General features: G+C 31.6%; 24 protein-coding genes. 17 read left to right on the top strand and 7 right to left on the bottom strand.

The genetic code is table 11. From position 1 onward, the window contains the following. Positions 1-10 precede the first annotated feature (10 nt). Entirely contained in the window at positions 11-1,729 is a 1,719-nt protein-coding gene (locus B5D14_RS12195) for an ABC transporter ATP-binding protein (RefSeq protein ID WP_200804733.1), read from the top strand. After that, complete coding sequence (locus tag B5D14_RS12190) at positions 1,722-3,461, top strand: ABC transporter ATP-binding protein (RefSeq protein ID WP_200804732.1); 1,740 nt, start codon at positions 1,722-1,724, stop codon at positions 3,459-3,461. Before B5D14_RS12195 ends, B5D14_RS12190 begins: the two co-directional genes overlap by 8 nt. On the opposite strand, the gene B5D14_RS02110 is transcribed toward B5D14_RS12190, so the two are convergent. From B5D14_RS02110 to B5D14_RS02080, 7 genes are all read right to left on the bottom strand, one after another. Further along, entirely contained in the window at positions 3,458-4,108 is a 651-nt protein-coding gene (locus B5D14_RS02110; RefSeq protein ID WP_078710930.1) for a hypothetical protein, read from the bottom strand. The genes B5D14_RS12190 and B5D14_RS02110 overlap by 4 nt on opposite strands. A gap of 178 nt (positions 4,109-4,286) precedes the next feature. Beyond that, a complete protein-coding gene (locus B5D14_RS02105) occupies positions 4,287-5,105 on the bottom strand; it encodes a signal peptidase I (RefSeq protein ID WP_078710929.1) in 819 nt (272 codons plus the stop codon). A gap of 38 nt (positions 5,106-5,143) precedes the next feature. After that, positions 5,144-5,620: a hypothetical protein gene (locus tag B5D14_RS02100; RefSeq protein WP_078710928.1), complete on the bottom strand. Its 477-nt coding sequence runs from the start codon at positions 5,618-5,620 to the stop codon at positions 5,144-5,146. Between the two features lie 93 nt (positions 5,621-5,713). After that, positions 5,714-6,631: a LysR family transcriptional regulator gene (locus B5D14_RS02095; RefSeq protein ID WP_078710927.1), complete on the bottom strand. Its 918-nt coding sequence runs from the start codon at positions 6,629-6,631 to the stop codon at positions 5,714-5,716. 94 nt (positions 6,632-6,725) lie between these two features. Continuing rightward, complete coding sequence (locus tag B5D14_RS02090; RefSeq protein ID WP_078710926.1) at positions 6,726-7,061, bottom strand: branched-chain amino acid transporter permease; 336 nt, start codon at positions 7,059-7,061, stop codon at positions 6,726-6,728. Beyond that, positions 7,052-7,744 carry an AzlC family ABC transporter permease gene (locus B5D14_RS02085; RefSeq protein WP_078710925.1) on the bottom strand — a complete coding sequence of 231 codons (693 nt, stop codon included), beginning with the start codon at positions 7,742-7,744 and terminating at the stop codon, positions 7,052-7,054. The genes B5D14_RS02090 and B5D14_RS02085 overlap by 10 nt, the downstream gene beginning before the upstream one ends. Before the next feature lie 44 nt (positions 7,745-7,788). Further along, entirely contained in the window at positions 7,789-8,604 is an 816-nt protein-coding gene (locus tag B5D14_RS02080) for a carbohydrate kinase family protein (protein WP_078710924.1), read from the bottom strand. Positions 8,605-8,669: 65 nt separating this feature from the next. Here B5D14_RS02080 and ispF point away from each other — a divergent pair, with 65 nt between their 5' ends. The 15 genes from ispF (at position 8,670) to B5D14_RS02005 (ending at position 22,856) form a co-directional block, all read left to right on the top strand. Continuing rightward, positions 8,670-9,143 carry a 2-C-methyl-D-erythritol 2,4-cyclodiphosphate synthase gene (ispF, locus tag B5D14_RS02075; protein WP_078710923.1) on the top strand — a complete coding sequence of 158 codons (474 nt, stop codon included), beginning with the start codon at positions 8,670-8,672 and terminating at the stop codon, positions 9,141-9,143. A gap of 18 nt (positions 9,144-9,161) precedes the next feature. Continuing rightward, complete coding sequence (locus B5D14_RS02070) at positions 9,162-9,836, top strand: response regulator transcription factor (protein WP_078710922.1); 675 nt, start codon at positions 9,162-9,164, stop codon at positions 9,834-9,836. A 1-nt stretch (position 9,837) separates the two neighbouring features. Beyond that, complete coding sequence (locus B5D14_RS02065) at positions 9,838-10,818, top strand: sensor histidine kinase (RefSeq protein WP_143254367.1); 981 nt, start codon at positions 9,838-9,840, stop codon at positions 10,816-10,818. An 83-nt stretch (positions 10,819-10,901) separates the two neighbouring features. Next, positions 10,902-11,669 carry an ABC transporter ATP-binding protein gene (locus tag B5D14_RS02060; protein WP_078710920.1) on the top strand — a complete coding sequence of 256 codons (768 nt, stop codon included), beginning with the start codon at positions 10,902-10,904 and terminating at the stop codon, positions 11,667-11,669. Continuing rightward, positions 11,662-13,620 (top strand): ABC transporter permease, encoded by a 1,959-nt coding sequence (locus tag B5D14_RS02055; RefSeq protein WP_078710919.1) that lies wholly within the window; start codon positions 11,662-11,664, stop codon positions 13,618-13,620. The genes B5D14_RS02060 and B5D14_RS02055 overlap by 8 nt, the downstream gene beginning before the upstream one ends. Before the next feature lie 128 nt (positions 13,621-13,748). Then, on the top strand, positions 13,749-14,465 hold the full coding sequence (locus B5D14_RS02050; RefSeq protein WP_078710918.1) for an ABC transporter ATP-binding protein: 717 nt from the start codon (positions 13,749-13,751) through the stop codon (positions 14,463-14,465). Beyond that, positions 14,462-15,199 carry an ABC transporter permease gene (locus B5D14_RS02045; protein WP_078710917.1) on the top strand — a complete coding sequence of 246 codons (738 nt, stop codon included), beginning with the start codon at positions 14,462-14,464 and terminating at the stop codon, positions 15,197-15,199. The genes B5D14_RS02050 and B5D14_RS02045 overlap by 4 nt, the downstream gene beginning before the upstream one ends. Positions 15,200-15,206: 7 nt before the next feature. Further along, positions 15,207-16,007, top strand: coding sequence for a MerR family transcriptional regulator (locus B5D14_RS02040; RefSeq protein ID WP_078710916.1), 801 nt, complete (start codon positions 15,207-15,209; stop codon positions 16,005-16,007). A gap of 72 nt (positions 16,008-16,079) precedes the next feature. Then, positions 16,080-17,291 carry an HD domain-containing protein gene (locus tag B5D14_RS02035; RefSeq protein ID WP_078710915.1) on the top strand — a complete coding sequence of 404 codons (1,212 nt, stop codon included), beginning with the start codon at positions 16,080-16,082 and terminating at the stop codon, positions 17,289-17,291. 94 nt (positions 17,292-17,385) lie between these two features. Then, positions 17,386-18,672, top strand: a complete 1,287-nt coding sequence (locus B5D14_RS02030; protein WP_078710914.1) for a sensor histidine kinase — start codon at positions 17,386-17,388, stop codon at positions 18,670-18,672. Position 18,673: 1 nt separating this feature from the next. Further along, positions 18,674-19,480, top strand: coding sequence for a response regulator (locus tag B5D14_RS02025; RefSeq protein WP_078710913.1), 807 nt, complete (start codon positions 18,674-18,676; stop codon positions 19,478-19,480). Between the two features lie 35 nt (positions 19,481-19,515). Next, complete coding sequence (locus B5D14_RS02020; RefSeq protein WP_078710912.1) at positions 19,516-20,817, top strand: sensor histidine kinase; 1,302 nt, start codon at positions 19,516-19,518, stop codon at positions 20,815-20,817. A gap of 537 nt (positions 20,818-21,354) precedes the next feature. Further along, entirely contained in the window at positions 21,355-21,732 is a 378-nt protein-coding gene (locus tag B5D14_RS02015) for a DUF1934 family protein (protein WP_159443691.1), read from the top strand. Positions 21,733-21,837: 105 nt separating this feature from the next. Next, the gene (rpoE, locus tag B5D14_RS02010; protein ID WP_200804731.1) at positions 21,838-22,173 is read left to right on the top strand and encodes a DNA-directed RNA polymerase subunit delta; all 336 of its coding nucleotides are present in this window, start codon (positions 21,838-21,840) and stop codon (positions 22,171-22,173) included. 41 nt (positions 22,174-22,214) lie between these two features. Continuing rightward, positions 22,215-22,856 carry an HAD family hydrolase gene (locus B5D14_RS02005; RefSeq protein ID WP_078710909.1) on the top strand — a complete coding sequence of 214 codons (642 nt, stop codon included), beginning with the start codon at positions 22,215-22,217 and terminating at the stop codon, positions 22,854-22,856. Positions 22,857-22,862 lie beyond the last annotated feature (6 nt).

Here is a 22,862-nt window from a genome sequence, read left to right as displayed (position 1 = left end):
GTATTAAGTTATGGAAATGTTGAAGAAATATGCGAAACCATTTTTCTTATCCATGTTCATTGGCCTACTGATTAAAGCAGTAGGCTCTTTAGTTGAACTTTTCTTACCCTTTATTTTATCTATGATCATTGATGAACTTGTGCCAAAGAATGATATTAATCAAGTACTGGTATGGGGTGGTGTAATGGTTTTATGCTCCTTAGCAGCATGGGGATTAAATGTCTATGCAAATCGCAAAGCAAGTAAGGTAGCACGCGATATTACGGAAAATATTCGACATGATTTATTTAGCAAAACAATGTATCTAAGTTGTACTAAAACAGATGAAGTGACTATTCCATCATTAGAATCTAGACTTACCTCTGATACATACAACGTCCATCGTATGTTAGGGATGATTCAAAGAATGGGTGTTAGAGCACCAATATTAACCTTTGGTGGTATATTCATGACATTTATACTAGAACCTACATTAGCATTAGTCTTCCTAGCTATTCTTCCCATTATTACCTGGGTCATCTATGAAAAATCAACTCGTGGGGTACCCTTATTTAATATGGTTCAAAAAGCGAATGATCGAATGGTACAAGTAGTACGTGAAAATATACAAGGAATTCGTGTAATTAAGGCATTAAGTAAAGAGAAAACAGAAAAGAATCGCTACTTTGATAGTAATGATAAATTAAGAAACCAAGAAAAACATGCGAATATCAAAATGGCTATGATTAATCCAAGTATGACATTGTTATTAAATGTCGGGTTAACGCTTGTTATCTTGGTAGGAGCATATCGTGTTAATCAAGGATTATCGGAAACAGGAAAAATTATTGCGTTCATGTCTTATTTTACAATTATATCCAATGCCTTAATTGCGATTAGTAATATTTTTGTTATGACATCAAAAGGTTTGGCAAGCTCAAATCGTATTCAAGAAGTCTTGGGTATTGATGAAAAATCAAGTAAAGATATTCAATATCCAGAAGGTAATCCAGAATATGATTTGGAATTTAGAAATGTTTCGTTTTCTTATTTAAAAGTAAAGGACAATATTAAAAATATAAGTTTTAAGTTAAGAAAAGGAGAAACGTTAGGCATCCTTGGTGCAACAGGATCTGGGAAAACAACGATTATGCAATTGCTTTTACGATTCTACGAAATTGATGAGGGTGCTATTTATATTAAAGGTAAAGATATTCGGAATATTCCTAAACATGAATTAAGAAGTATGTTTGGAATTGTGATGCAAAATGATTTTTTATTTAGCGATACAATTAAAGAAAATATTACTTTTGGTCGTGACATTGAAGATGATGATTTAGGTGCTGCAGTAGTTGATGCACAAGCGTCAGAATTTATTTATGGATTAGAAGAGAAATTGGATCATCATCTTACTAGCAAAGGGACCAATGTATCTGGTGGACAAAGACAACGTATTTTATTATCAAGAGCTTTTGCAAGTCATCCAGAATTTATGTTACTTGATGATTCAAGTAGTGCTCTTGATTATGGAACAGATGCAAAACTTAGAAAAGCGATACAAGATAAATATCAAGACACAACAATGGTTATTATTGCACAACGAATATCTAGTATTAAAAGCGCAGATCAAATAATCGTCCTTGATCAAGGTGAGATTAGTGCAATGGGTACTCATGAAGAGTTGGTTAGTACAAGTGATATTTATGCTTCCATAAGCGATTCACAGATGGGAGGTGCTCTAGTTGACTAAGAAGAAAACAGTTTTACGGATAGGTAAATACTTACTGGCACATAAACTACCTGTAGCTATTGCATTAGTACTAACACTGTTTAGTAATTATTTTGCTTTAGTAGGACCACAATTATCAGGTCTAGCAATTGATGCGATAGGGACTAATGTTGGGCATGTAAATTTCAATATTGTTATTAAATATTGTATTTGGATGTTATGTGTTTATGTTGCAAGTGCAATTCTTGCCTATATCGTACAAAGAATATTAATTAATGTATCAAGTGGTATTACATTCAAAATGAGAGAAGAAGTATTCAATCATTTATTATCCTTACCAATATCATATTTCGATAGAAATCAAGTTGGAGACATCATATCTCGTATTTCCTATGATATTGATACAATTAACTCTTCGTTATCAAGCGATATTATTACTGTATTTACTGGTATTATTACAGTTGTTGGTTCGGCAATCATGATGATCGCAATTTCACCAACATTGTGTCTTATTTTCGTAGTCACTGTCCCACTAATTATTATCTTTACAAGATATAGAACTAAAAAAGTAAAACCTTTATTCTCGAAGCGTTCTAGGAAGCTAGGAGAATTGAATGGATTTGTAGAAGAAATGTTATCGGGATACAAAACAATAAAAGCATATGGTCAAGAAGAAACCATTGTCTCAAAATTTGATACAGAAAATCTTGAAGCAGTAGATGCTTACTATGAGGCAGATTATCAAGGAAGTGTCGTAGGACCATCTGTTACCTTTATTAATAACTTATCACTTTCATTTGTAAGTATGTTTGGGGCTTTGCTTTATTTATTTGGTTCAATGACAATTGGGAATATTTCATCCTTCGTTTTATATTCAAGAAAATTTTCAGGTCCAATAAGTGAAACAGCAAATATATTATCTGATTTGCAGTCAGCAATTTCTGCAGCAGAGCGTGTATTTAGATTGCTGGATGAACCAAGTGAATTAAGTGATATCATCAATGCCCATGAATTAGTCAATGTAAAAGGGGAAGTTGAATGCAAACATGTTAGTTTTGGATATGTAGAAGGCAAAGAAATTTTACACGATCTAAATTTCTATACTGAAGAGGGGAAAATGATTGCGATTGTTGGCCCAACAGGTGCAGGAAAAACTACGATAATTAACTTATTAATGAGATTTTATGATATCAATGCTGGTGAGATTAAAGTAGATGGATATAGAAGTGTTGATTGTACTCGTGAATCATTGCGTAAACAATATGCAATGGTACTTCAGGATACGTGGCTATTTAGTGGAACTATCTTTGAAAATGTAGCATATGCAAAAGAAAATGCAACACGAGAAGAAGTCATAGAGGTATGCAAAGCTGCCCATGTGCATGATTTTATAGAAACACTAAAAGATGGATATGATACGGTTTTAACAGATGATGGGGTTAATATTTCAAAAGGACAAAAACAGCTTTTAACAATTGCAAGAGCGATGTTATCGGAAAGCAAAATGTTAATTCTTGATGAAGCGACAAGCAATGTTGACTCTAGAACAGAAATGCAAATACAAGAAGCAATGCTAAAACTATGTAAGGGAAAAACATCTTTTGTTATTGCTCATCGTTTATCCACAATAAAAAATGCTGATATTATTCTTGTTCTAAAACAAGGAAATATCATTGAGTCAGGTAACCATGATGAACTCATGATGCAACATGGTTTCTATGCAAAATTATTTAATGCTCAGTTTGAAAGCTAAGCGATTGTTTGTGCTTCGTTATTTAGCTTTTTATGTTTCTTCTTAGAAGAAAGGTGTTTTGTGTAAAATTGAACACTTACTCCAAGGACAATCATAACAATAATTAAAAGAGTTTTTGAGGATGCAGGTATTTGTGTAATTAAAGACAGAATGATGGGTGCAGAAGAGGTTGCACCTGCATAGGCAGTAGTTATAATTGTTACAATATATTTGTATTTCACGGCGATTAATCCAACAAGAATAGATAGAATTAACCCAACAAGCAAGGAATAATTCGCAGGAATAATTTTAGATAGTAAATCAGGTGAAACAGAATAAACTAGTAAAAAGTTAATCAAGAATATTTGTATTTTGATTAGTTTATGAGTTAATAAGATTCCTAGAAAACCAAGTCCTAAAGAAATTGCTAAAATAATTCGTATATCTATATTTGGTAAGAGAGTTCCAAGTACAGCACCTAACAAAAAACCAATAAGGAAAAATACAAATCCAGACCAAATGTGATGAATCTTATAGCCAAACAAACAAACTAATAGCGAAATCGTCAAAACAATCCAAGGGAAAATCCCGTTAATCATATTTACAAATGAAGCACTTTCAGGGGGTAAGTAAGATAATATTTCCCGCATTAAATCAATAAATTCCATTATTCTCTCCCGTTAATATTTTAAATAATTTTATCACATAAAGTAGGAATAGAATTAATAATTTAAAAACCTACAAATTATTCTATAATCTAGCAGTGGTTTAATTCATAGGAAAGACACTTTGTTAATGGACATATATCTGTTAAAATAACAAAAATAAAGACGATTAAGTATTCACTTAGGAGTCTTTATTTTGTTTTGTAGTAATCTTTACCTTAACACTATCAAAATCAATTGTATCAAACCAAAGAGTCCAATTAACTTCTTCGTGAGGATTCATTTGACTAATGAAGTATTCTTTTATTGTTACAATTTGTTTCTTATTTACTAGTGCAAGTTGAATCTTAATATAATCAAAATGATAATCTGTGATATTAACGAGTGTACCTGATACAATTGTGATATTTTCGTATTCTTTTCGATCAAGGTTCTTGGTTTCAAAACTTTGATTGCTAATCTCAAATTTTAAAATTGCTTCTCGGTCTGCTTTTTTCATTAGATAATTATAAATTTGATAAATGATAAAAATGATAAACATCATCACTAGGGCAAAGAAACTTTGTAGAAACAATCCTATTTTTCCTAAATAAGGTATATGAAGTACGTACTGTCCTATTAAATCATCAGCATAAGTTTCATAAGAATCTAGTCCGTAATAACCATCTGCTTGCGTATAGTATCGTATTTTCCCATCTTCTTCAGTTTCTATCTTAGCAAGTCGATGAGTTAACACGATTTTCTCACCAAGTCGATCTGCATTAAAGGTAATGATTGTATTAATTGGAAGGCGACTAGGATCATCTATCTTTTTTATTAATACCATTGATCCAGGAGGAATAGTGGGATCCATACTATCTGTTAATATAGAAAATATTTTAAACCCAATTATTTTATATGTTTGTTCTGGATAAAGAAATGAGAAAAAGCTGTACATGAAGAGTACAGCTAATAGTATATTAAATAGAATGTGAGAAATTCTTTTAATTGACTTACTCATTGACTTTCCTTAACTTAAAAGTTAATCCTTAATTCTTATTATTTTCCAAGTGTTGCAGTTATTTTTAGATCTATAGTTTTACCTTGGAATGCAGTAGTTGCAGCAGAGTTGTCTTTAGGAGTTACTTTAACTGTATAGTTGTTTGCATTAGTTACTTCTAAGTCTCCGCTAGTAACTACACTATTAGAATCATTGTCATCCGTAATTACAAGGTCATATAGACTTGGGTCAATTGTTGTTGAACCATCCTTTAGTTCAGTAACAAAAGTAATTTTACTTCCAGATGGTACTGTACCTGTGGTGTTGATGTCTAAATCAGCAGATGCAACAGGTAGAGCTCCAGGAGCCGTCTGTGCAGCTTGTCCCCCAGCTAGAGTTGGTGAAATAACGATTGGTGTTCCAAATGTAATATTTGCAGAGGTTGAATCTGATAAAGTATCCCAAGCAGCAAATGATCCTGCTGCAGTAGCTACTACAGCTCCAGTAGCTAGTAAAGAAATTATTTTTTTATTCATATTATATTCTCCCTTTTGTTTATATCTTTATTTTAAGACTAAAACAAAAAGTGTGTTTATATATATTTATTATAACTAGGCTATAACTGAAAGTTATAGTTCGGCATATACTTCTTTAAATAAATGAATAAAACTTTTAGCTTGTTCAGATAAAATTTCTTTCTTTCTAGAAAGTATCAATAAATGCATTTTTATTTTTTTGTCCTCAACTGGAATTGATGCAATAGAACCTTTTGATAATTCTTGCATATTCCACTTGTGCCCCCAAATAAATGTATCTTTGTGTTTTAGTAAGTTAATAAATGTATGGTAGTTATCAACTGAAATAGTTTTATTGAATTCATGTGCTGAAACACCACCAAAAAGTTGTATTGTATTAATGTGATCAAAATAACTTGTAGGTAGTTGAAGTTTTGTAAGTGAAAGTAAATCTTTACCAGTGACTTTCTTTCTTTTTGAAAGAGCATTTTTATCGCTTACATGAATCATTAAAGGGGAACATCCTATTTCGTCAATTGTTAGAAAACTGAAATCTACCATTCGCTTGATTAATTCGTATTGGTTTGTATTAGCGACAATAATCGCAATCTCAGATTCGAGGTTTCCTACTGCTTTAATTGCAAGTTCAATGGATGTTTCGTTAAGATTAACGATGCAATGATTGTTTATTTGTGAATCATAGTATTTTAGAATGAGATCATCTCTTAAAAACAAATAAGCAATTGACACAGATAGTTTACTTACTAATTCATGTGGACGATATTTAGCAATGGCTTCAATTGTTGTCATTTGATTAACAATATCTTTCGCATAGAAAAAAAGACTTTCGCCATACTCTGTCAACTTAACCCCATGGTTATCTCGAACAAAAATAGGAACTCCTAATTCATCTTCCAAGTTTCTCATTATTTTGCTCAAATTAGGTTGACTAACATATAGAACTTCAGCAGCTTTGTTTATACTTTTTTGATTAGCAACTTCAATAAAATATTTTAATGCTTTCAAGTCCATGAAATACACCTCTTATTTATTTTATCATTTGCTAATCTTGATTTATCTTTAAAAAAAGTCATTTCTTATACGTTTGGTTACAAGAGATGACTATTTATAGGAAAACAACCTGAATAAGAAACATATAAACCAGTGTTCCAACACCAATGCTCAATAATACATTTCGTTTCCACAAATGCAATATCGTGATAATAACAAGTGAAATTGCTTCGGGTATTCCATAAGGTGAAACTAGAACTGAGACATTTTTTAAACTATAAACAACAAGCAATCCCATCATTGCAGGTGGTAATGTTTTCCCAAGAAATGTGATGATAGGAGGTAACTCTTTTGATTCGGGAAATAGAATAAATGGTGTGAAACGAGTGATGATTGTTCCTAGCGCTACGGCCAAGATGATAAGAAGTGTTTCAATTGATGTTAATTGCATACCCATTTCCTCCAAACTAACAAGACAATAAGAACTGAAATCATCGTTGGGATAACCATGTTACTAGCCCCAAATAGAATTAGCGATAAAATACCTAATGCGATGCCCAAAAATCCATAAACTCTATTTTGTTTGATGCGAATTTGTTCAATAAATAAAACAACAAACAATGCTGTTAATACAAAATCAAGACCTGTTGTATTGAATGTAATAAATGATCCTAATACACCACCTAAGAATGTACCAATTATCCAATAAGAATAATCCAAAAATGAAATGGCAAAATAGAAGTATTTCTTTTCAACATTTTCTGGAGGGGTAACACTGGAAACAAGGGAGAAGGTTTCGTCACATAGAGTATAGATAAGGAAATTCTTTATCTTTCCAAAACCTTTGTATTTTTCTAACATGGATATACCATAAAATAAGTGTCTAGCATTTACCATTAAACTAAGAAGAAATGCTTCTAGTGGATTAAATAGAGTGGTTAATAATGTGATAGCAACAAATTGCATGCTACCACAAAATGCAATAGCACTCATTAAGACAGAATAAATCACAGGATATCCTTTGGATGACATCAACACACCATAAGCAATACCCAATATCAAAAATCCTGTAAGGACAGGTATTGTATGGGGGAAAGCTAATTTAAAGGCATGTTTAAGTTCATTTCTCTTCATAATAAATCCTCTATATAAATCAAAGACATTCATTTGAATGTCTATTAGATAAGATGGGTTAGATTTTGCAGATCGGGATTCGTGGCACTTGGGGATTGTAGAATGATTTTACTTGCTCTATGTCCAATATTGACGCAGTCAACAAGTGTAAGATTTCTTAATAGTCCATAAAGTAATCCAGATAAGAAAGCATCTCCAGCGCCTAATGTGTTGAGTGTATCAACAACGGGACATGGAATAAATACTTTGCCAGTAGATGTTAATAAGGTAGCCCCATCATGACGAGTAATAAGTACCCATTTTAATCCTGTAGAGAAATCAATTGCATCCATCTCTAGTTCATCTTCGTTGAGTACAATTCCAGTTGTATATGATAATAACTCTTTTGATGGAATAAATCCACTTAAAATCCACTCTGATGAAGAAGAATTTATCATAAGTTTAAAAAGAAACTTTTCATCTCTTTGATCTGTAACAACATAAGAATCTTTAAATAGACTGAAATCAACTTCATCCTCCTCGTGGAATAAGAAGTCAGGCGTGATTGTGGATAAAAAGAATTGTGTATTGGAAGCTTGTATACTTTGGAAAATAGGAGTTACCTTATTTAAAATAATAGGGTGTACTTCAACTCCTTGCAAAGATAAACTATCTTGAATCTCTTGAGCTAATGCATCGTTACCAAGTTTGGTGATGAAGATTGGGTTTAAATCTAGGCATCCTAAGTTATAGGAAACATTATGAATTGAACCGCCATGTCCAATTGAAATTACACCCTTGTTGCATTGATTAGGAAAGACTTCTTTTAATGAAAAGACTTGATCTATCATTGATGTACCAATTAATAAAATATTCTTCATAATTTTTACCTCGTTTAAAATATGATAACATAACCGTGCTATAATAAAAATACGAGGTGATATAAATGGTAAGAATTGGTCAATCAAGTGATATTCATCAATTGGTAGAGGGAAGAGACCTCATCCTAGGTGGAGTTAAAATAGAACATACAAAAGGATTACTAGGACATAGTGATGCCGATGCATTGTTGCATGCGATATCAGAAGCAATTCTAGGTGCACTTGCTTTAGGTGATTTGGGGAAACATTTCCCAGATACAGATCCAAAGTATAAAGGTGCAAATTCGCTTACAATTCTTAGTGAAGTTTATGAAATAATGCAATCAAAAGGATATAAAATAGGAAATGTTGATTCATTAATTATGATAGAAAAACCTAAAATGGCACCCCATATTGATCAAATGAGAAATAATATTGCGAAGGCATTACATTGTGAAGAAGATCAAATTAGTGTTAAAGCAACACGTGGGGAAAAATTAGGATTTGTTGGAAGAGAAGAAGGTGTCTTGGCACAAGCAATAGTTCTACTAGAAAAATAGAAGACAGGGGAGAGAGAAATGTTTCGGATATTAATTGTAGAAGATGATGAAGTTATTACAAAAGCTTTATGCAAACAAATAGAGACATGGGGATATATTGGTAAAGGTATTCATGATTTTAATCATGTGTTGGATGAATTTAATGAATTTGATCCACATCTTGTATTAATGGATATCACGCTACCTTTTTATAATGGATACTATTGGTGTACAGAAATTAGAAAAACATCTAAAGTACCTCTAATCTTTATTTCAAGTGCATCAGATAATATGAATATCATCATGGCAATGAATATGGGTGGTGATGATTTTGTAGCAAAACCATTTGATCTAAATGTACTTATTGCCAAAGTTCAAGCATTGCTTCGACGTACTTATGATTTCTCTACAGTTCAAAATAATTTAGAAGTTCATGGTGCTGTATTAAATCTTAATGACACAACATTGAATTATGAAAATCAAAAGATTGATTTAACAAAGAATGAAGTACGTATTTTATCCACATTAATGGAGAATAGTAACCGATTTGTGTCAAGAGATGAAATGATGCAAGCACTTTGGGAAACAGATGAATTTATTGATGATAATACATTAACGGTAAATGTAGCTCGACTAAGAAAAAAATTAGAAGAGGCAGGATTAGAAAATTTTATAATTACAAAGAAGGGAATCGGTTATCGGATTGCAGAATAATATGTTTGTAAGATATTTACGTCAAAAATTGAAAACGATTCTATTAATTATAGGCTGCTTAATTATACAAGGAATTGTGCTTTTTCTATATCGATTAGATATAGCGGCGATTTCGTATGGGTTATTATTATGTAGTGTATTTGTTGGTCTTTTTATTGCAGTTGATTTTGCCTATTTTAGAAATAAAAGTTTAAATCTAGTTGATTGTATAGGTAATCCAAATCTATCGATGCAAAATTTGCCAAAAGCTGTTGAGTTTTATGAAGATGAATATCAAAAAATTATTCAGTCACTAATTGAAAGTAAGAATGATTTGGAGTTTGCACTAAATAATACAATTACAGATAACACGGAGTATTTTACAATGTGGGTGCATCAAATCAAGACACCCATTGCGGCAATGAGATTAGTTCTACAAACAAGTCAGTATGAAGATAAAGGTGAAATAGAAGAACAGTTATTTAAAATTGAACAATATGTTGATATGGTACTTCAATATTTAAGGATGAATGAACCTAATCGAGATTTTTTATTTAGAAGATTTGATAGTGATGAAATCATTAAGCAAGCTGTGCGTAAGTTTTCAAAATCTTTCATACGTAAAAAAATTAGTTTGAATTATGAACCAGTTCATATTACCTGTGTAAGTGATGAAAAGTGGCTAAGTTTTGTAATTGAACAAATTCTTTCAAATGCAATTAAATATACACCAGAGCATGGGATAATTTCTATAACAAAAGAGTTTAATACATTGGTTATTCGCGATAGTGGTATTGGTATAAGTAGAGAAGATTTACCACGTATTTTTGAAAAAGGATATACAGGGTATAATGGACGAAATAATAAGAAATCAACGGGTATCGGTTTATATTTATGTAAGACGATATGTGATAAGTTAGGGCACACACTTGTAATTGATTCAACTGTAAATGAAGGTACAGTAGTTAAAATTGGGTTGGATACTATCCTTACAAAAGCGTAAGAATAAATGAGGTTTTGTAAGCCAAAGTTAAGGTAAGCAAGCCTCATTTTTCTTATGATGATAGTGTCAAAGGAGGAACAATTATGAAATTGTTAGAAGTGAATAACGTAAAAAAAATATACTCAACAAGATTTGGAGGTAATAGTGTTCAAGCATTAAGCAATGTTTCGTTTGTAGTCGAAGAAGGTGAGTATGTTGCGATTATGGGTGAATCGGGATCTGGTAAAACTACTTTGCTTAATATCCTGGCTTCATTAGATAAACCAACATCGGGTGAAGTATTACTTGCGGGTCAAAATATGGCGCGAATTAAAGAAAAAGAAATGTCAGCTTTTCGTCGAAATAATTTAGGATTTGTATTCCAAGATTTTAATTTGTTGGATACATTTTCTAACAAAGATAATATTTTCTTACCAATGGTATTATCGGGTAAAAAATATGATGAAATGTTAAATGCATTAAAACCAATCGCAAAACAATTGGGAATTAATGATATCTTAAATAAATTTCCTTATGAAATATCTGGTGGTCAAAAACAACGTATTGCAGTAGCACGTGCATTGATTACAAGTCCAAAAATTATCTTGGCAGATGAACCAACAGGAGCACTTGACTCTAGGGCTACTGATCATCTCTTACAAGCGTTTAATGATATTAATGCGCATGGTCAAACAATTTTGATGGTTACTCATAGCATTAAGGCAGCATCTCATGCATCTCGTGTTTTATTTATCAAGGATGGTGAAGTATTCCATCAAATTTATAAAGGTAATATGAACAATGATCAAATGTATCAAAAGATAACGGATGCACTAACTGTAATCACTACAGGTGGTGAGAGAAATGCGTAAGTCTTTATTTGTTAGCCTAGCTATACAAAATATAAAGAAGAATTATCGAACTGTTATCCCGTATATCTTTACATGTGTTGTGACAATCATGATGTATTCCATTCTAATGTCACTTACATTTTCACCATTCATATTAGAAGGATTTGGTGGAGCAACAGTAGCGACATTTCTTTCGCTAGGATTAGGTGTAGTTGTTGTATTCTCTTTTATCTTTATTTTCTATACAAGTGGTTTTCTTCTTAAAAAGAGATTAAAGGAATTTGGAATATATAATGTACTCGGTTTAGAGAAGAAACACATATCCATGATTGTGGGTATTGAAACGATTATTACGAGTGTTATTTCACTAGTTTTAGGATTGTTATTTGGTGTTTTATTTTCTAAATTAGCTCAACTATTTTTATTTCAATTGATTCAAATAGATCCAACAAGAGAATTCACAATTTCATTAACAGCAATTGTAACAACGATAGGCTTATATTCGTGTGTGTTCTTAGCAGTATTATTGAATACGATTTGGATTGTTATGCGTTCAAAACCGATTGAATTAATACGTCAAGAATCAGCAGGTGAAAAAGAACCAAAAGCAAATTGGTTAGTTGCACTTATGGGTTTTATCACACTAGGTGCAGCATATTATATATCGCAAACAATTACCGATCCAGTTGCAGCGATTATGTATTTCTTTATTGCAGTTATTTTGGTAATCATTGGGACGTTCTGTTTGTTTACATCAGGTAGTGTTGTTATATTAAAGGCATTGAGAAAAAATAAAAATTTCTATTACAAAACAAAAAACTTTACCTCAATTTCAGGTATGATTTATCGAATGAAAAGAAATGCAGCAGGACTTGCGAACATTTGTTTGTTAAGTACTTGTGTATTGGTTATGCTTTCAACAACAGTATCACTTTATTTCTCTATGGATGATTTATTAAGTGCTAGATTTAAACGAAATGTAATTGTAACTGGAATAGGAACAGATGAAGCAACGGTTATTGAAGCAGATCGTATCGTAAATGATGTGATGAATGAATACAAAGTGGCTCCATTAAATTCAGTTCAATATCGAAATACTTTTGCAGCATTCTTAATTAATGGAAATTCATTTGATTTGATTAAAGATAATCCTAGTGGATATCTCAACATAATCCCAGTAAGTGATTTTAATCGATTCGCTGGCTCTAACTACACATTGAATGATGATGAAGTTATTGTAATTTATGGCAAGAATAATTATGAATATGATGAGATAAATATTTTAGGTGAAAAATATAGTATAAAAGAACAAGTTAAAAATAATGATAGTATTGAAGATTATTCTTATTACACCTATACGGTTGTTACAGTTCTTGTGAATGATTATTATCACCTAAATAATTTAGTAAGAGATAGCGGTTATGTGAATGAGCGATATACTTACATGTTTGATTTGGATGCACCAGCGGAAACTCAAATCAATGTAATTGATAGTATCTATCAAGACATTAAGGCAAGTGAAATCATGAGCGGTATGGCAGAGGGTCAAGAAACAAGTAGAGGAAACTTTATGCAACTCTATGGTTCATTTTTATTCATAGGAATCTTCTTGGGAGCACTCTTCTTAATGGCGACAGTACTTATCATTTATTACAAGCAATTATCTGAAGGTTATGAAGATGCAAAAAGATTTGATATCATGAAAAAAGTTGGAATGAGTCAAAAAGAAGTTAGTTCATCAATTCGAAGACAAGTGCTCATGGTATTCTTTATACCGATTATCATGGCAGTAATACACATAGGGTTTGCGTTCAATATGATTAAAAGAGTGTTGTTTGTGCTCAACATGCACAATGATCAATTGTTTGTTATTTGTACAATTGGTACCATTGTTATCTTTACACTAGTATATGGAATTGTGTATGCATTAACATCGAGGACATATAATAAAATTGTAAATTCAAAATATTAAAGAATTACAAAGATTGATAGAAGGCAGATAGACGAGGATATAGAGTCTATCTGTTTTTTTACTCAAGTACCTCTTGACTCTACCATTACTGGATACTTTATGATGAAGTGCACAAGGGGGATATGAGGATGAAGGTAGTAGAAGTAAATCATGTATCAAAGAGTTATGGTACTAGAAAAGTAGTGGATGATATCACATTTAGTGTAAAAGAGGGGGAGTGCTTAGGGATATTAGGCCACAATGGTGCAGGCAAATCAACTCTTGTTGAATCAATACTAGGCCTTAAGAAGTTTGAAGGAAATATTACATTAAAAGGCTTCGATATGAGTGTTCACAAGCCACAATTATTTCAAAATGTAGGAGCACAACTGCAACAGTCTGCCTTTCAAGACAAAATTAAAGTCATCGAGGCCTGTAAAGAAAGAGCTGTTTTGTATGATAAGGAAATAAACATTATAGAAAAACTAAGGGAATTTAATTTGGAGTCATTTCAAAATAAAGAAGTGGAATCTTTGTCTGGTGGAGAGAAGCAACGATTATCAATTATGCTTGCGTCTCTTCATGATCCAGACATTCTCTTTCTTGATGAGCTTACAACAGGACTTGATGCAGTGGCACGACGCGAGGTATGGAAGTACCTTAGTAATCTAAAGAAAAAAGGTAAGAGTATTATTCTAACATCTCATTTTATGGATGAAGTTGAGGCGTTGTGTGATCGCATACTCATTTTAGAACAAGGAAAACAATTGATACAAGACACCGTAGAACAAGTGATTCAAACATCACCTTACAAAACAATGGAACAAGCTTATTTATGGTATATGGGGGAAGAAGAGTTAATATGAAGAAATGGATGACTTATTTTAAAATACAATTTGTATTATCAATTAGAAGTGTTGATGGGGTGTTTTTTGGGATATTGATGCCACTTGGTATTGTGGGTTTAATTGGGTTAACCTCAGGGAATGAATTAACAAGTGGTGGCTACTCTTTGATACAAGGTTCATTTGGTGCGTTAATCACAGTAGGGGTATGTGCGACAGCGTTCATGGGATTACCATTAACTATAGCGGATTATCGTGAAAAGAAAATACTAAAACAATTCTTTATCACACCAGCTAAGCCAAGTTTACTGTTGTGGGTTAATGTTATTATTTGTGCATTAATTTCTACGATTTCAGCAATTTGTGTTTACTTGTTTCTACATTTTGGTTGGGGATTTACTATTCAAGGTAATGTCTACTTGGTCATCTTTTCTTATCTTCTAACAATGACAGCGATGTATGGTTTAGGTATGTTCATGGCAAGTTTGTGTAAGACCACAAAAGTTGCGAATTTGGTTTGTACATTAGTTTACTTCCCAATGCTACTATTATCAGGAGCATCAATTCCTTTTGAAATCTTCCCTACCTGGATTCAAACGGGTGCTAAGATTTTGCCACTTACAATCGGAATTGATTTATTGAAAACAACATCTATGAATTTAGATGCAACTAATGTTACAATGCAAGTGATTTATTTAGCGATTATTGCGATTATAAGTATCGTAGGTTCAATGAAATTATTTAGATGGGAGTAAGGTAGTTATGTATCGAATTGGTGAATTTTCTAAAATGGGACAAGTTTCAATCAAAACTTTAAGGTATTATGATGAAGTTAATATCTTGAAACCAGAGGAAATTGATATTGTATCAGGCTATCGTTATTACACAACAAGACAATTAGTAATTTTGCATGAAATACAATTTTATCGCCAAATTGGATGTTCACTTCAAGAGATAAAACAAATACTGAAAGACAGTGAAACAATGGATATATTAATAAACAGACAAAAAGAAATTGAGGAAAGGTTGAAAGAATTGAGTCAACAACATAAACAGATTGACTTAATTTTAAATAAAGAAAAAATGAATTCAAAATACAAAGCAATTTTAAAGGAAATACCACGACAAATTATATATGCCAAAAAATTAGTAGTTTCAAGTTATGATGAATATCTAGATAAGATTCCACAAATTGGGGAAAAGTTAGCTGAATTAAATCCTACATTGAAATGTGCAACCCCTGAATATTGTTATATCTCTTATTTAGGTGATATTGAACAGGGTAAAAAATGGGAAGTAGAATATTGTGAAGCGGTAGATAGAATGGGTATTGGATGTGAAGAAATTGAATTTCGTGAAAGTGAGCCTATACAGGTTGTTTCAGTGATGCACAAAGGAAGTTATAACACTCTTCGTTTAGCATTTGCTTATGCAATTGATTGGGTAGAGAAAAATGGTTATTTAATGAATGGTTATCCTCGAGAAAGTTACATTGATGGCATATGGAATAAAGAGGATGAAAATGAATGGCTAACAGAGGTACAAATACCAATTAGTAAATAGAAAGGGGTTCGCTCCTTTCTTTTGTATATTTCGATGTAAATAGTGTAAAATACTAATAGTGGAGGATTTCTCATGTTTAAAAGAATAGATGAAATCAAAGTATTAAGAGATCCGATTCATGGCTATATCCATGTTGAATATGATGTAATTTGGAAGTGTATCAATAGTCGCGAGTTTCAACGATTACGTCGTATCAAACAATTAGGTGCATCGTATATGGTTTATCATACTGCGGAGCATTCTCGTTTTGCGCACTCTTTAGGTGTGTATGAAATTGTGCGTAGAATGATTGCGGAGAATGAAGATATTAAAATAGCGATATCACAACGAGATTCAGTGGCTGTCTTATTGGCAGGATTACTTCACGATATTGGGCATGGTCCATTTAGTCATGCTTTTGAATCAGTGTGTCAAACCAATCATGAAGAGTTTACTGAGAAAATCTTATTAGAAGATAGTGAAGTACATCGAATCATAGAAAAAACACAACCAGGATTATCAAAGATTGTTGCCAGTATCATTAACCATACGCATCCCAATGGATTACTAACACAAATGATTAGTGGGCAATTGGATGCTGATCGTATGGATTATTTGTTAAGAGATGCTTATTTTACAGGAACAAAATATGGAGAATTTGACCTTGAGAGAGTATTAAGAACACTACGTGTTAAAGATAATAAAATTGTAGTCAAAGAAACTGGAATTCATACTGTAGAAGATTACATCATGGCAAGATATCATATGTATTGGCAAGTTTACTTTCATCCAACAGCTAGAAGTTATGAAATTATCTTAACAAAATTATTTGAAAGACTAAGGGATTGTAAGAAAGAGAATCCTGCAGTACTTAAATGTGTTCCTATGTTTGGATCGTTTATTCGAAATAAGAATATTTCCATTAAAGATCATTTCTTAATGGATGAGAATACTTGTTTTTATGGGTTTACCTGTTTATCAAATTGTGAGGATGAGATACTAAGGGATTTATCGCGTAGATTATTGAATCGTGATTTATTTAAATATGAGGATATTATAAATTCTAAAATGATTGAAAAGAAGAAAGTAAAAGTTAGTAAGAAATATGATATACGGTACTACTTTCAAACGGATGAGGTAATTCAAAGACCATATCAACCTTATCGTGAAGATGAATATTCAGCTATATGGATTGCGATGAATGATGGAACGACAAAAGAATTGTCAGAAGCAAGCAATATAGTGCATTCACTTGTCCATGGTGAAAATAAAAATGAAGAGAAAATGTTTTATCCTATGGGATAGAGCATTTTTTTATTTCTATTTCAATGAGAATGAAATACAATAAACTTATAAGAAATGGTAAACTATTGTTGATTCATGAAAGTAGGAAAAGTCAATGAGCACTGAGGCATATATAAGCATATCACTCCAAGTTTTTGGTATTCTCGTTTCAATCATCATCATTCTTTTTCTTCGAATTTTTAAGATTCGTAAAAGTTATTTAGACTTTTTGTATACTCAGTTTGTAATGTGCAATGTGTTACTTCAAACATGCAATGTTTTGTCTTGGTTATTTGATCGAAAAGATGACTTTGCTTCAATGCTGATTGCACACATATCAACATTTTTAATGTATGCCTTATCTTATTTATTGATTGGAACATTTTGTAGATATTTCTTTACGTTCTTAAAAGAGAAAAATGGTGTTTTTGGAAAAGAAATAATTTTTGCAAGAGTTACTCTAATTGTATCCGAAGTCTTGGTTGTCTTATCACTATTTACTGGAATATACTATCGTATTGATGCATACAATATTTACTCTCGGGGCAACTTCTATTGGCTCTCTGGACTAATGGGTATTTTGTTAGTGTTGGCACCTACCAGTGCTTTATTTAAAAACTGGAAGAGATTTAGTGGTAATGAGAGATTTTCTTTCTTGTTATATATTTCCGCACCATTCATCGCTTTAATCTATACAGTAGTGACAGGGAAAGCATTCCCATTACATATTGTAACTACGGTTGTAGTTATTGGGATTTATGTCTTTATACAGTCTGAGCAAACTCAGTTATATTTCGAGAAAGAGTTAGAACTTGAAAAAACTAGATCTGCAATGATCATAGCTCAAATTCAGCCTCATTTTTTGTACAATAGTTTGCTCAGCATAAAACAACTATGTGATACAGAACCTAAAAAAGCAGCAGTTGCACTAGAACATTTTTCTTATTATTTAAGAGGGAATTTAGATTCATTATCAAATACAAGTCTTATTGAATTCGAAAAGGAATTTGAATATGTGGAAGATTACTTATTTCTTGAAAAGATGAGGTTTGAAGATAGATTGCAAATTGAATATAATATTCAATATGAAGATTTTCTAATACCAACATTGACGTTGCAAACTATCGTAGAAAATGCAGTTCGTCATGGTGTTATGAAAAAGAAAGAGGGAGGAACAATAAGAATCTCCGTTGAAAAAATAAAAAATCAAGTTTGTGTCAGTGTAGAAGATACAGGAGTAGGCTATGATGTGAATCAAAGTTTGGATGATGGACAAACACACATAGGTATTAGAAATGTAAAGCAACGCATACTTGCTGAGTGTAATGGAAATGTAATAATAGAGAGTAAAAAAGGAGAGGGAACTAAAGTAAAGCTATATATTCCCTTAAAAGGTAATTAGAATGAAATTCATTGTTGTTGATGATGAAAGACTTGCTGTTGAAAATCTTATTGGTACACTACTGAAAACAGATCCTAACTACAAAGGTGTAGGGTTCTTTGATGTAGAAAGTGCACTTGAATATATTGAAGCAAATCATGTTGATATTGCGTTTCTTGATATAGAAATGAGTGAAATGGATGGATTAGCATTGGCTAGAAAATTTACAGAGGTTTGTCCACAAATCAATATTATATTCGTGACAGGACATTCTCAATATTCACTGGATGCATTTAAATTGCATGCAAGTGGCTATTTGTTGAAACCAGTTCGTGAACAAGATTTAAGAAGAGAATTAGCAAATCTAAGATATCCGATAAAGACAGATCAGTCACGGGTAAGAATTCAAACGTTTGGTAATTTCGAAGTATTTGTGGATGGCAAACCGTTGGAATTTCCTAGAAGTAGATGCAAGGAGTGTTTAGCTTATCTAGTTGACAGAAAAGGTGCGATGGTGGCTTTGCGAGAGTTAGCTGCAATTTTGTGGGAAGATAAACTTTATGATCGAACGACACAAAATAATATTCATCAGATTATATTCTCTATAATGCAAACACTTAAGGAAGAAGGTATCCAAGATATCATAATCAAACACCATAAAGAAATTGGAATAAATGTGAGTATGGTTGATTGTGATTATTATCGTTTCCTTAATAAAGATTCACAAATAATTAATACATTTACTGGAGAGTACATGAGCAATTATAGTTGGTCAGAGTTTACAGTAGGAGAATTAATTCGTCAACAAGAAGTTTATCAAAAAATGTAAAAAATAAGTATATCTTTGGGAGAGGAGAATACTTCATGAATTTTTTTAGTATTGGTTCTTATCTAAGTGTAGATACATATTTGAGTGTATGTTTGTTATCTTATAGTATTGCATTGTCATTGATGCTAATTTTATTTTTGAACATATTTAAGAAAAACAAAAATCAGTTGGATATGTTTTATTCAAAATTCATTACTATATGTATTTTTTTTAATGTCTCAAATATGATAGCTTGTTTGGTAGATGGGAATCAAAGTGAAATTTCTTATTATATTGTTTACGCATCAAACTTCATGGTTTTTATTTTTGCATATATTGCGATGTTGCCTTTTTCTAAATTTTATATTAGTTATCTAAAACAAAAAGAAATACTTGTAGATAATTTACAAAAGGTAATTGAAGTATTAGTCATCGTTTCAATTCTTATGACATTCTTGTTTACAATGACCAAGAGTTATTATTGGGTAAATGTAAATAATCTATATGTGGAAGGAGAATGGTTTTGGGTAAGTAATGTTATGGGGGTAATTTGTTTAGTTCCTCTGTTTGTTGTACAGTTAAAAAACTTAGATAAATTTACTAAACGAGAAAAACTTTCATTTCTTATTCTAATTGGTCTTCCTCTTATCGCACTTGTCTATCAATTGATTACAACAGAAAATTGGTATTTATTCCCAGTTGCTACAATAGTAATCATTGGGATTTATATTTTCATATTACTTAATCAGTCACATATGTATTATGCAAATAAAATGGAATTAGAAAAAAATAAAAATGCTATGATGATGTCACGAATACAACCAGTATTCTTGCAAGAAAGTTTAACGAATATTAAAAACTTGTGTTCATCTAATTCAAAAGTAGCATCAGAAGCACTGGAACATTTCTCTTATTACTTAAGAGGAAATTTAAATGCATTAACAAATTCTGATTTAACTTCATTTAACAAAGAGGTAGAGTATGTAAAGGATTATTTATTTTTGGAACAAATACAACATGCAAATCACTTTAGTGTTGAATGGAATCTTGAAGTAGATAATTTTCTGTTGCCTTCACTCTCTTTGTATATTCCTGTTCACAATGCAATCCAATTTGGTATTGCAAAAAAAGTAGAGAAAGGGAAAATAATCATTTCCACAATCCGTAAGAATAATGAAATTATTATAAGTGTAAAGGATGATGGTGTTGGGTTTGATTTGGCTAGAAAATCTGCAATAGATTTTCATCATATAGGACTTAGAACAGTTAAGAAAATGATTGAAGAGAATTGTCAGGGTAGAGTTGAAGTGTTTAGCGAAATAGGTAATGGAACCGAGGTTAAAATTTTAATTCCATAAATGAATAATTGATATACTTCATGGCAAATAAGTATAGTATAAATTCTTTTAATAACAAACAAATTTGTAAGCATGGAGTAAGCAGGAAGCGTTAATCTAATGATGGACATCATTGTCCAAAGAATTTAGGGAGAGAGCAAATAATGTTCGAAGAAGTGAGTGAGAAATAAATCTTGCTCATTTTTTTATTGTTTACAATTTAACTCATGTTGAAATATGATTTATCGCAAAAAGATTAATGCAAAATTTTAATTATTGGATTCTTTGTAAGCGTTGTGTAAGCATTGAGTCCTATAATAATTATATAATTTAGCTGGTAGTGCAGGGAGATGCACGCAAGAGAGATTAGAATTCAGAGCATTGGGAATAAAGTCATGGGAGATGGCTTTTTTTCTTTATTTGGTCAATTAATTATTATGGTTTAAAAGTGGCTTATATTGGATGTATGAGTTGATTAGAATCAAGTGGTTAGAAGGAATGAAATTATTCTGCTTGACTCTTGTAGAAGGTTAAGTATAATCTATGAAGGTGAGAAAAATGGAACACACAAAAGTAAGTTGTAGATTTTTGCAAACAGACTGCATTGATAACACACAAACCGTACTTTATGAAGGAGAAGTGTTTAGTAAACTTGGGTATTTGACGTACACAAATGAGTTAGGTAAACAAGAATTCTTTTTTGATGAGAATTCAATGATTATTCTTAGAGATGGTGAAGTTAAAACAGAAGTAAATCTTTATAAGGAAAAACAAGGAAACGCACGTGTAATCAGTGAATATGGTGAGTTGCATTTCACTACAAAAATTGAAGAATACGATTTAAAATCAGATTCATGGTGCATAGAATATAAGATTTTTTCCGAGGATGCAATCACGATTCACACTCGTATAGAATATTGTATATTCAAAAACTAATGAATGATGAGTAAAAGTAGTTGACATATGTTGGAAATGTGTTTTAATAACACATGAAAACAAAGATTTTATCTATTTAATTGATATAGTATAGGAGGAATACACTTGACTTACCAATCAATGACCGACGTAGCACATAATGTTTTAACAAAGAAGAAAAAAGGACTTGAATTTAATAAACTTTGGTCTGAAGTGTCAGACACATTAGGATTTGATACAACAGTTCAACAAAGAAAAATTGCACAGTTTTACACAGAGCTTATGCTTGATACAAGATTTGCTTCATTAGCTGATAATAAGTGGGATTTAAGATCTCGTCACTTATATAACGAAATTCATGTAGAAGTTGAAGAAATCGATGATGAGGACTTCGATGATGAATTTGCAGACGGAGAAGATGAAGAAGATACAAAACGTGATTTTTCAGATGATGATTACTAGGCAGATAAACTGCCTTTTAATTTACAACAAGAGGTAGAAAAATGAAGATGATGATTTGGGATTGGAATGGAACATTGCTTAATGATGCTGAATGTTGTTTCCATGTATTAAATGATTTATGTAAAAAAAGAAATCTAAAACAATTAAAAAGTGTTGATGAATATCGAAGTATATTTTGTTTTCCTGTAATCCGTGTTTATCAACAATTAGGATTTGATTTTGAAAAGGAGTCATTTGAAGATTTATCAATTGAATATACGCAAGGTTATCAAGCGACATATTTAAAATATCCTTTGCATTTACAAGCAATTGATTGCTTACAAAACAATATAGAAAATGGAATTATGAATGTTTTACTCTCTGCATCACAAATTGATATTCTAAAGAAACAAGCAACTGAGTATAAGTGTGATCAATACTTTCAAGAAATACTAGGACTTGATAATATTTATGCTCATTCAAAAGTTGAACTTGCGAAAGACTTTATTAGTAAATCAAATATACAGGCAAGTGATGTTGTTTGGATCGGTGATAGTGTTCATGATTTTGAATGTGCTAAAGAGTGTGGTACACATTGTATTTTAGTAGCGCAAGGACATCAACCTAGACATATTTTAGAGCAAACAGGAGTGCTAGTTGTAGATAATTTAGTAGAGGCAATAGAAAAGAGCCGAGAACTTTAATTTAGT

Source organism: Anaerorhabdus furcosa, from assembly GCF_900167375.1.
Lineage (GTDB): Bacteria > Bacillota_I > Bacilli_A > Erysipelotrichales > Erysipelotrichaceae > Anaerorhabdus > Anaerorhabdus furcosa.
The sequence above is the reverse complement of the archived record's forward strand: the minus strand, read 5'-3'. Positions and strand labels throughout refer to the sequence as shown.

Coding starts and splice junctions, on each gene's coding strand:
- B5D14_RS12195 (WP_200804733.1), top strand. CDS start 11: ATGGAAATGTTGAAGAAATATGCGAAACCATTTTTCTTATCCATGTTC.
- B5D14_RS02110 (WP_078710930.1), bottom strand. CDS start 4,108: ATGGAATTTATTGATTTAATGCGGGAAATATTATCTTACTTACCCCCT.
- B5D14_RS02105 (WP_078710929.1), bottom strand. CDS start 5,105: ATGAGTAAGTCAATTAAAAGAATTTCTCACATTCTATTTAATATACTA.
- B5D14_RS02100 (WP_078710928.1), bottom strand. CDS start 5,620: ATGAATAAAAAAATAATTTCTTTACTAGCTACTGGAGCTGTAGTAGCT.
- B5D14_RS02095 (WP_078710927.1), bottom strand. CDS start 6,631: ATGGACTTGAAAGCATTAAAATATTTTATTGAAGTTGCTAATCAAAAA.
- B5D14_RS02090 (WP_078710926.1), bottom strand. CDS start 7,061: ATGCAATTAACATCAATTGAAACACTTCTTATCATCTTGGCCGTAGCG.
- B5D14_RS02085 (WP_078710925.1), bottom strand. CDS start 7,744: ATGAAGAGAAATGAACTTAAACATGCCTTTAAATTAGCTTTCCCCCAT.
- B5D14_RS02080 (WP_078710924.1), bottom strand. CDS start 8,604: ATGAAGAATATTTTATTAATTGGTACATCAATGATAGATCAAGTCTTT.
- ispF (WP_078710923.1), top strand. CDS start 8,670: ATGGTAAGAATTGGTCAATCAAGTGATATTCATCAATTGGTAGAGGGA.
- B5D14_RS02070 (WP_078710922.1), top strand. CDS start 9,162: ATGTTTCGGATATTAATTGTAGAAGATGATGAAGTTATTACAAAAGCT.
- B5D14_RS02065 (WP_143254367.1), top strand. CDS start 9,838: ATGTTTGTAAGATATTTACGTCAAAAATTGAAAACGATTCTATTAATT.
- B5D14_RS02060 (WP_078710920.1), top strand. CDS start 10,902: ATGAAATTGTTAGAAGTGAATAACGTAAAAAAAATATACTCAACAAGA.
- B5D14_RS02055 (WP_078710919.1), top strand. CDS start 11,662: ATGCGTAAGTCTTTATTTGTTAGCCTAGCTATACAAAATATAAAGAAG.
- B5D14_RS02050 (WP_078710918.1), top strand. CDS start 13,749: ATGAAGGTAGTAGAAGTAAATCATGTATCAAAGAGTTATGGTACTAGA.
- B5D14_RS02045 (WP_078710917.1), top strand. CDS start 14,462: ATGAAGAAATGGATGACTTATTTTAAAATACAATTTGTATTATCAATT.
- B5D14_RS02040 (WP_078710916.1), top strand. CDS start 15,207: ATGTATCGAATTGGTGAATTTTCTAAAATGGGACAAGTTTCAATCAAA.
- B5D14_RS02035 (WP_078710915.1), top strand. CDS start 16,080: ATGTTTAAAAGAATAGATGAAATCAAAGTATTAAGAGATCCGATTCAT.
- B5D14_RS02030 (WP_078710914.1), top strand. CDS start 17,386: ATGAGCACTGAGGCATATATAAGCATATCACTCCAAGTTTTTGGTATT.
- B5D14_RS02025 (WP_078710913.1), top strand. CDS start 18,674: ATGAAATTCATTGTTGTTGATGATGAAAGACTTGCTGTTGAAAATCTT.
- B5D14_RS02020 (WP_078710912.1), top strand. CDS start 19,516: ATGAATTTTTTTAGTATTGGTTCTTATCTAAGTGTAGATACATATTTG.
- B5D14_RS02015 (WP_159443691.1), top strand. CDS start 21,355: ATGGAACACACAAAAGTAAGTTGTAGATTTTTGCAAACAGACTGCATT.
- B5D14_RS02005 (WP_078710909.1), top strand. CDS start 22,215: ATGAAGATGATGATTTGGGATTGGAATGGAACATTGCTTAATGATGCT.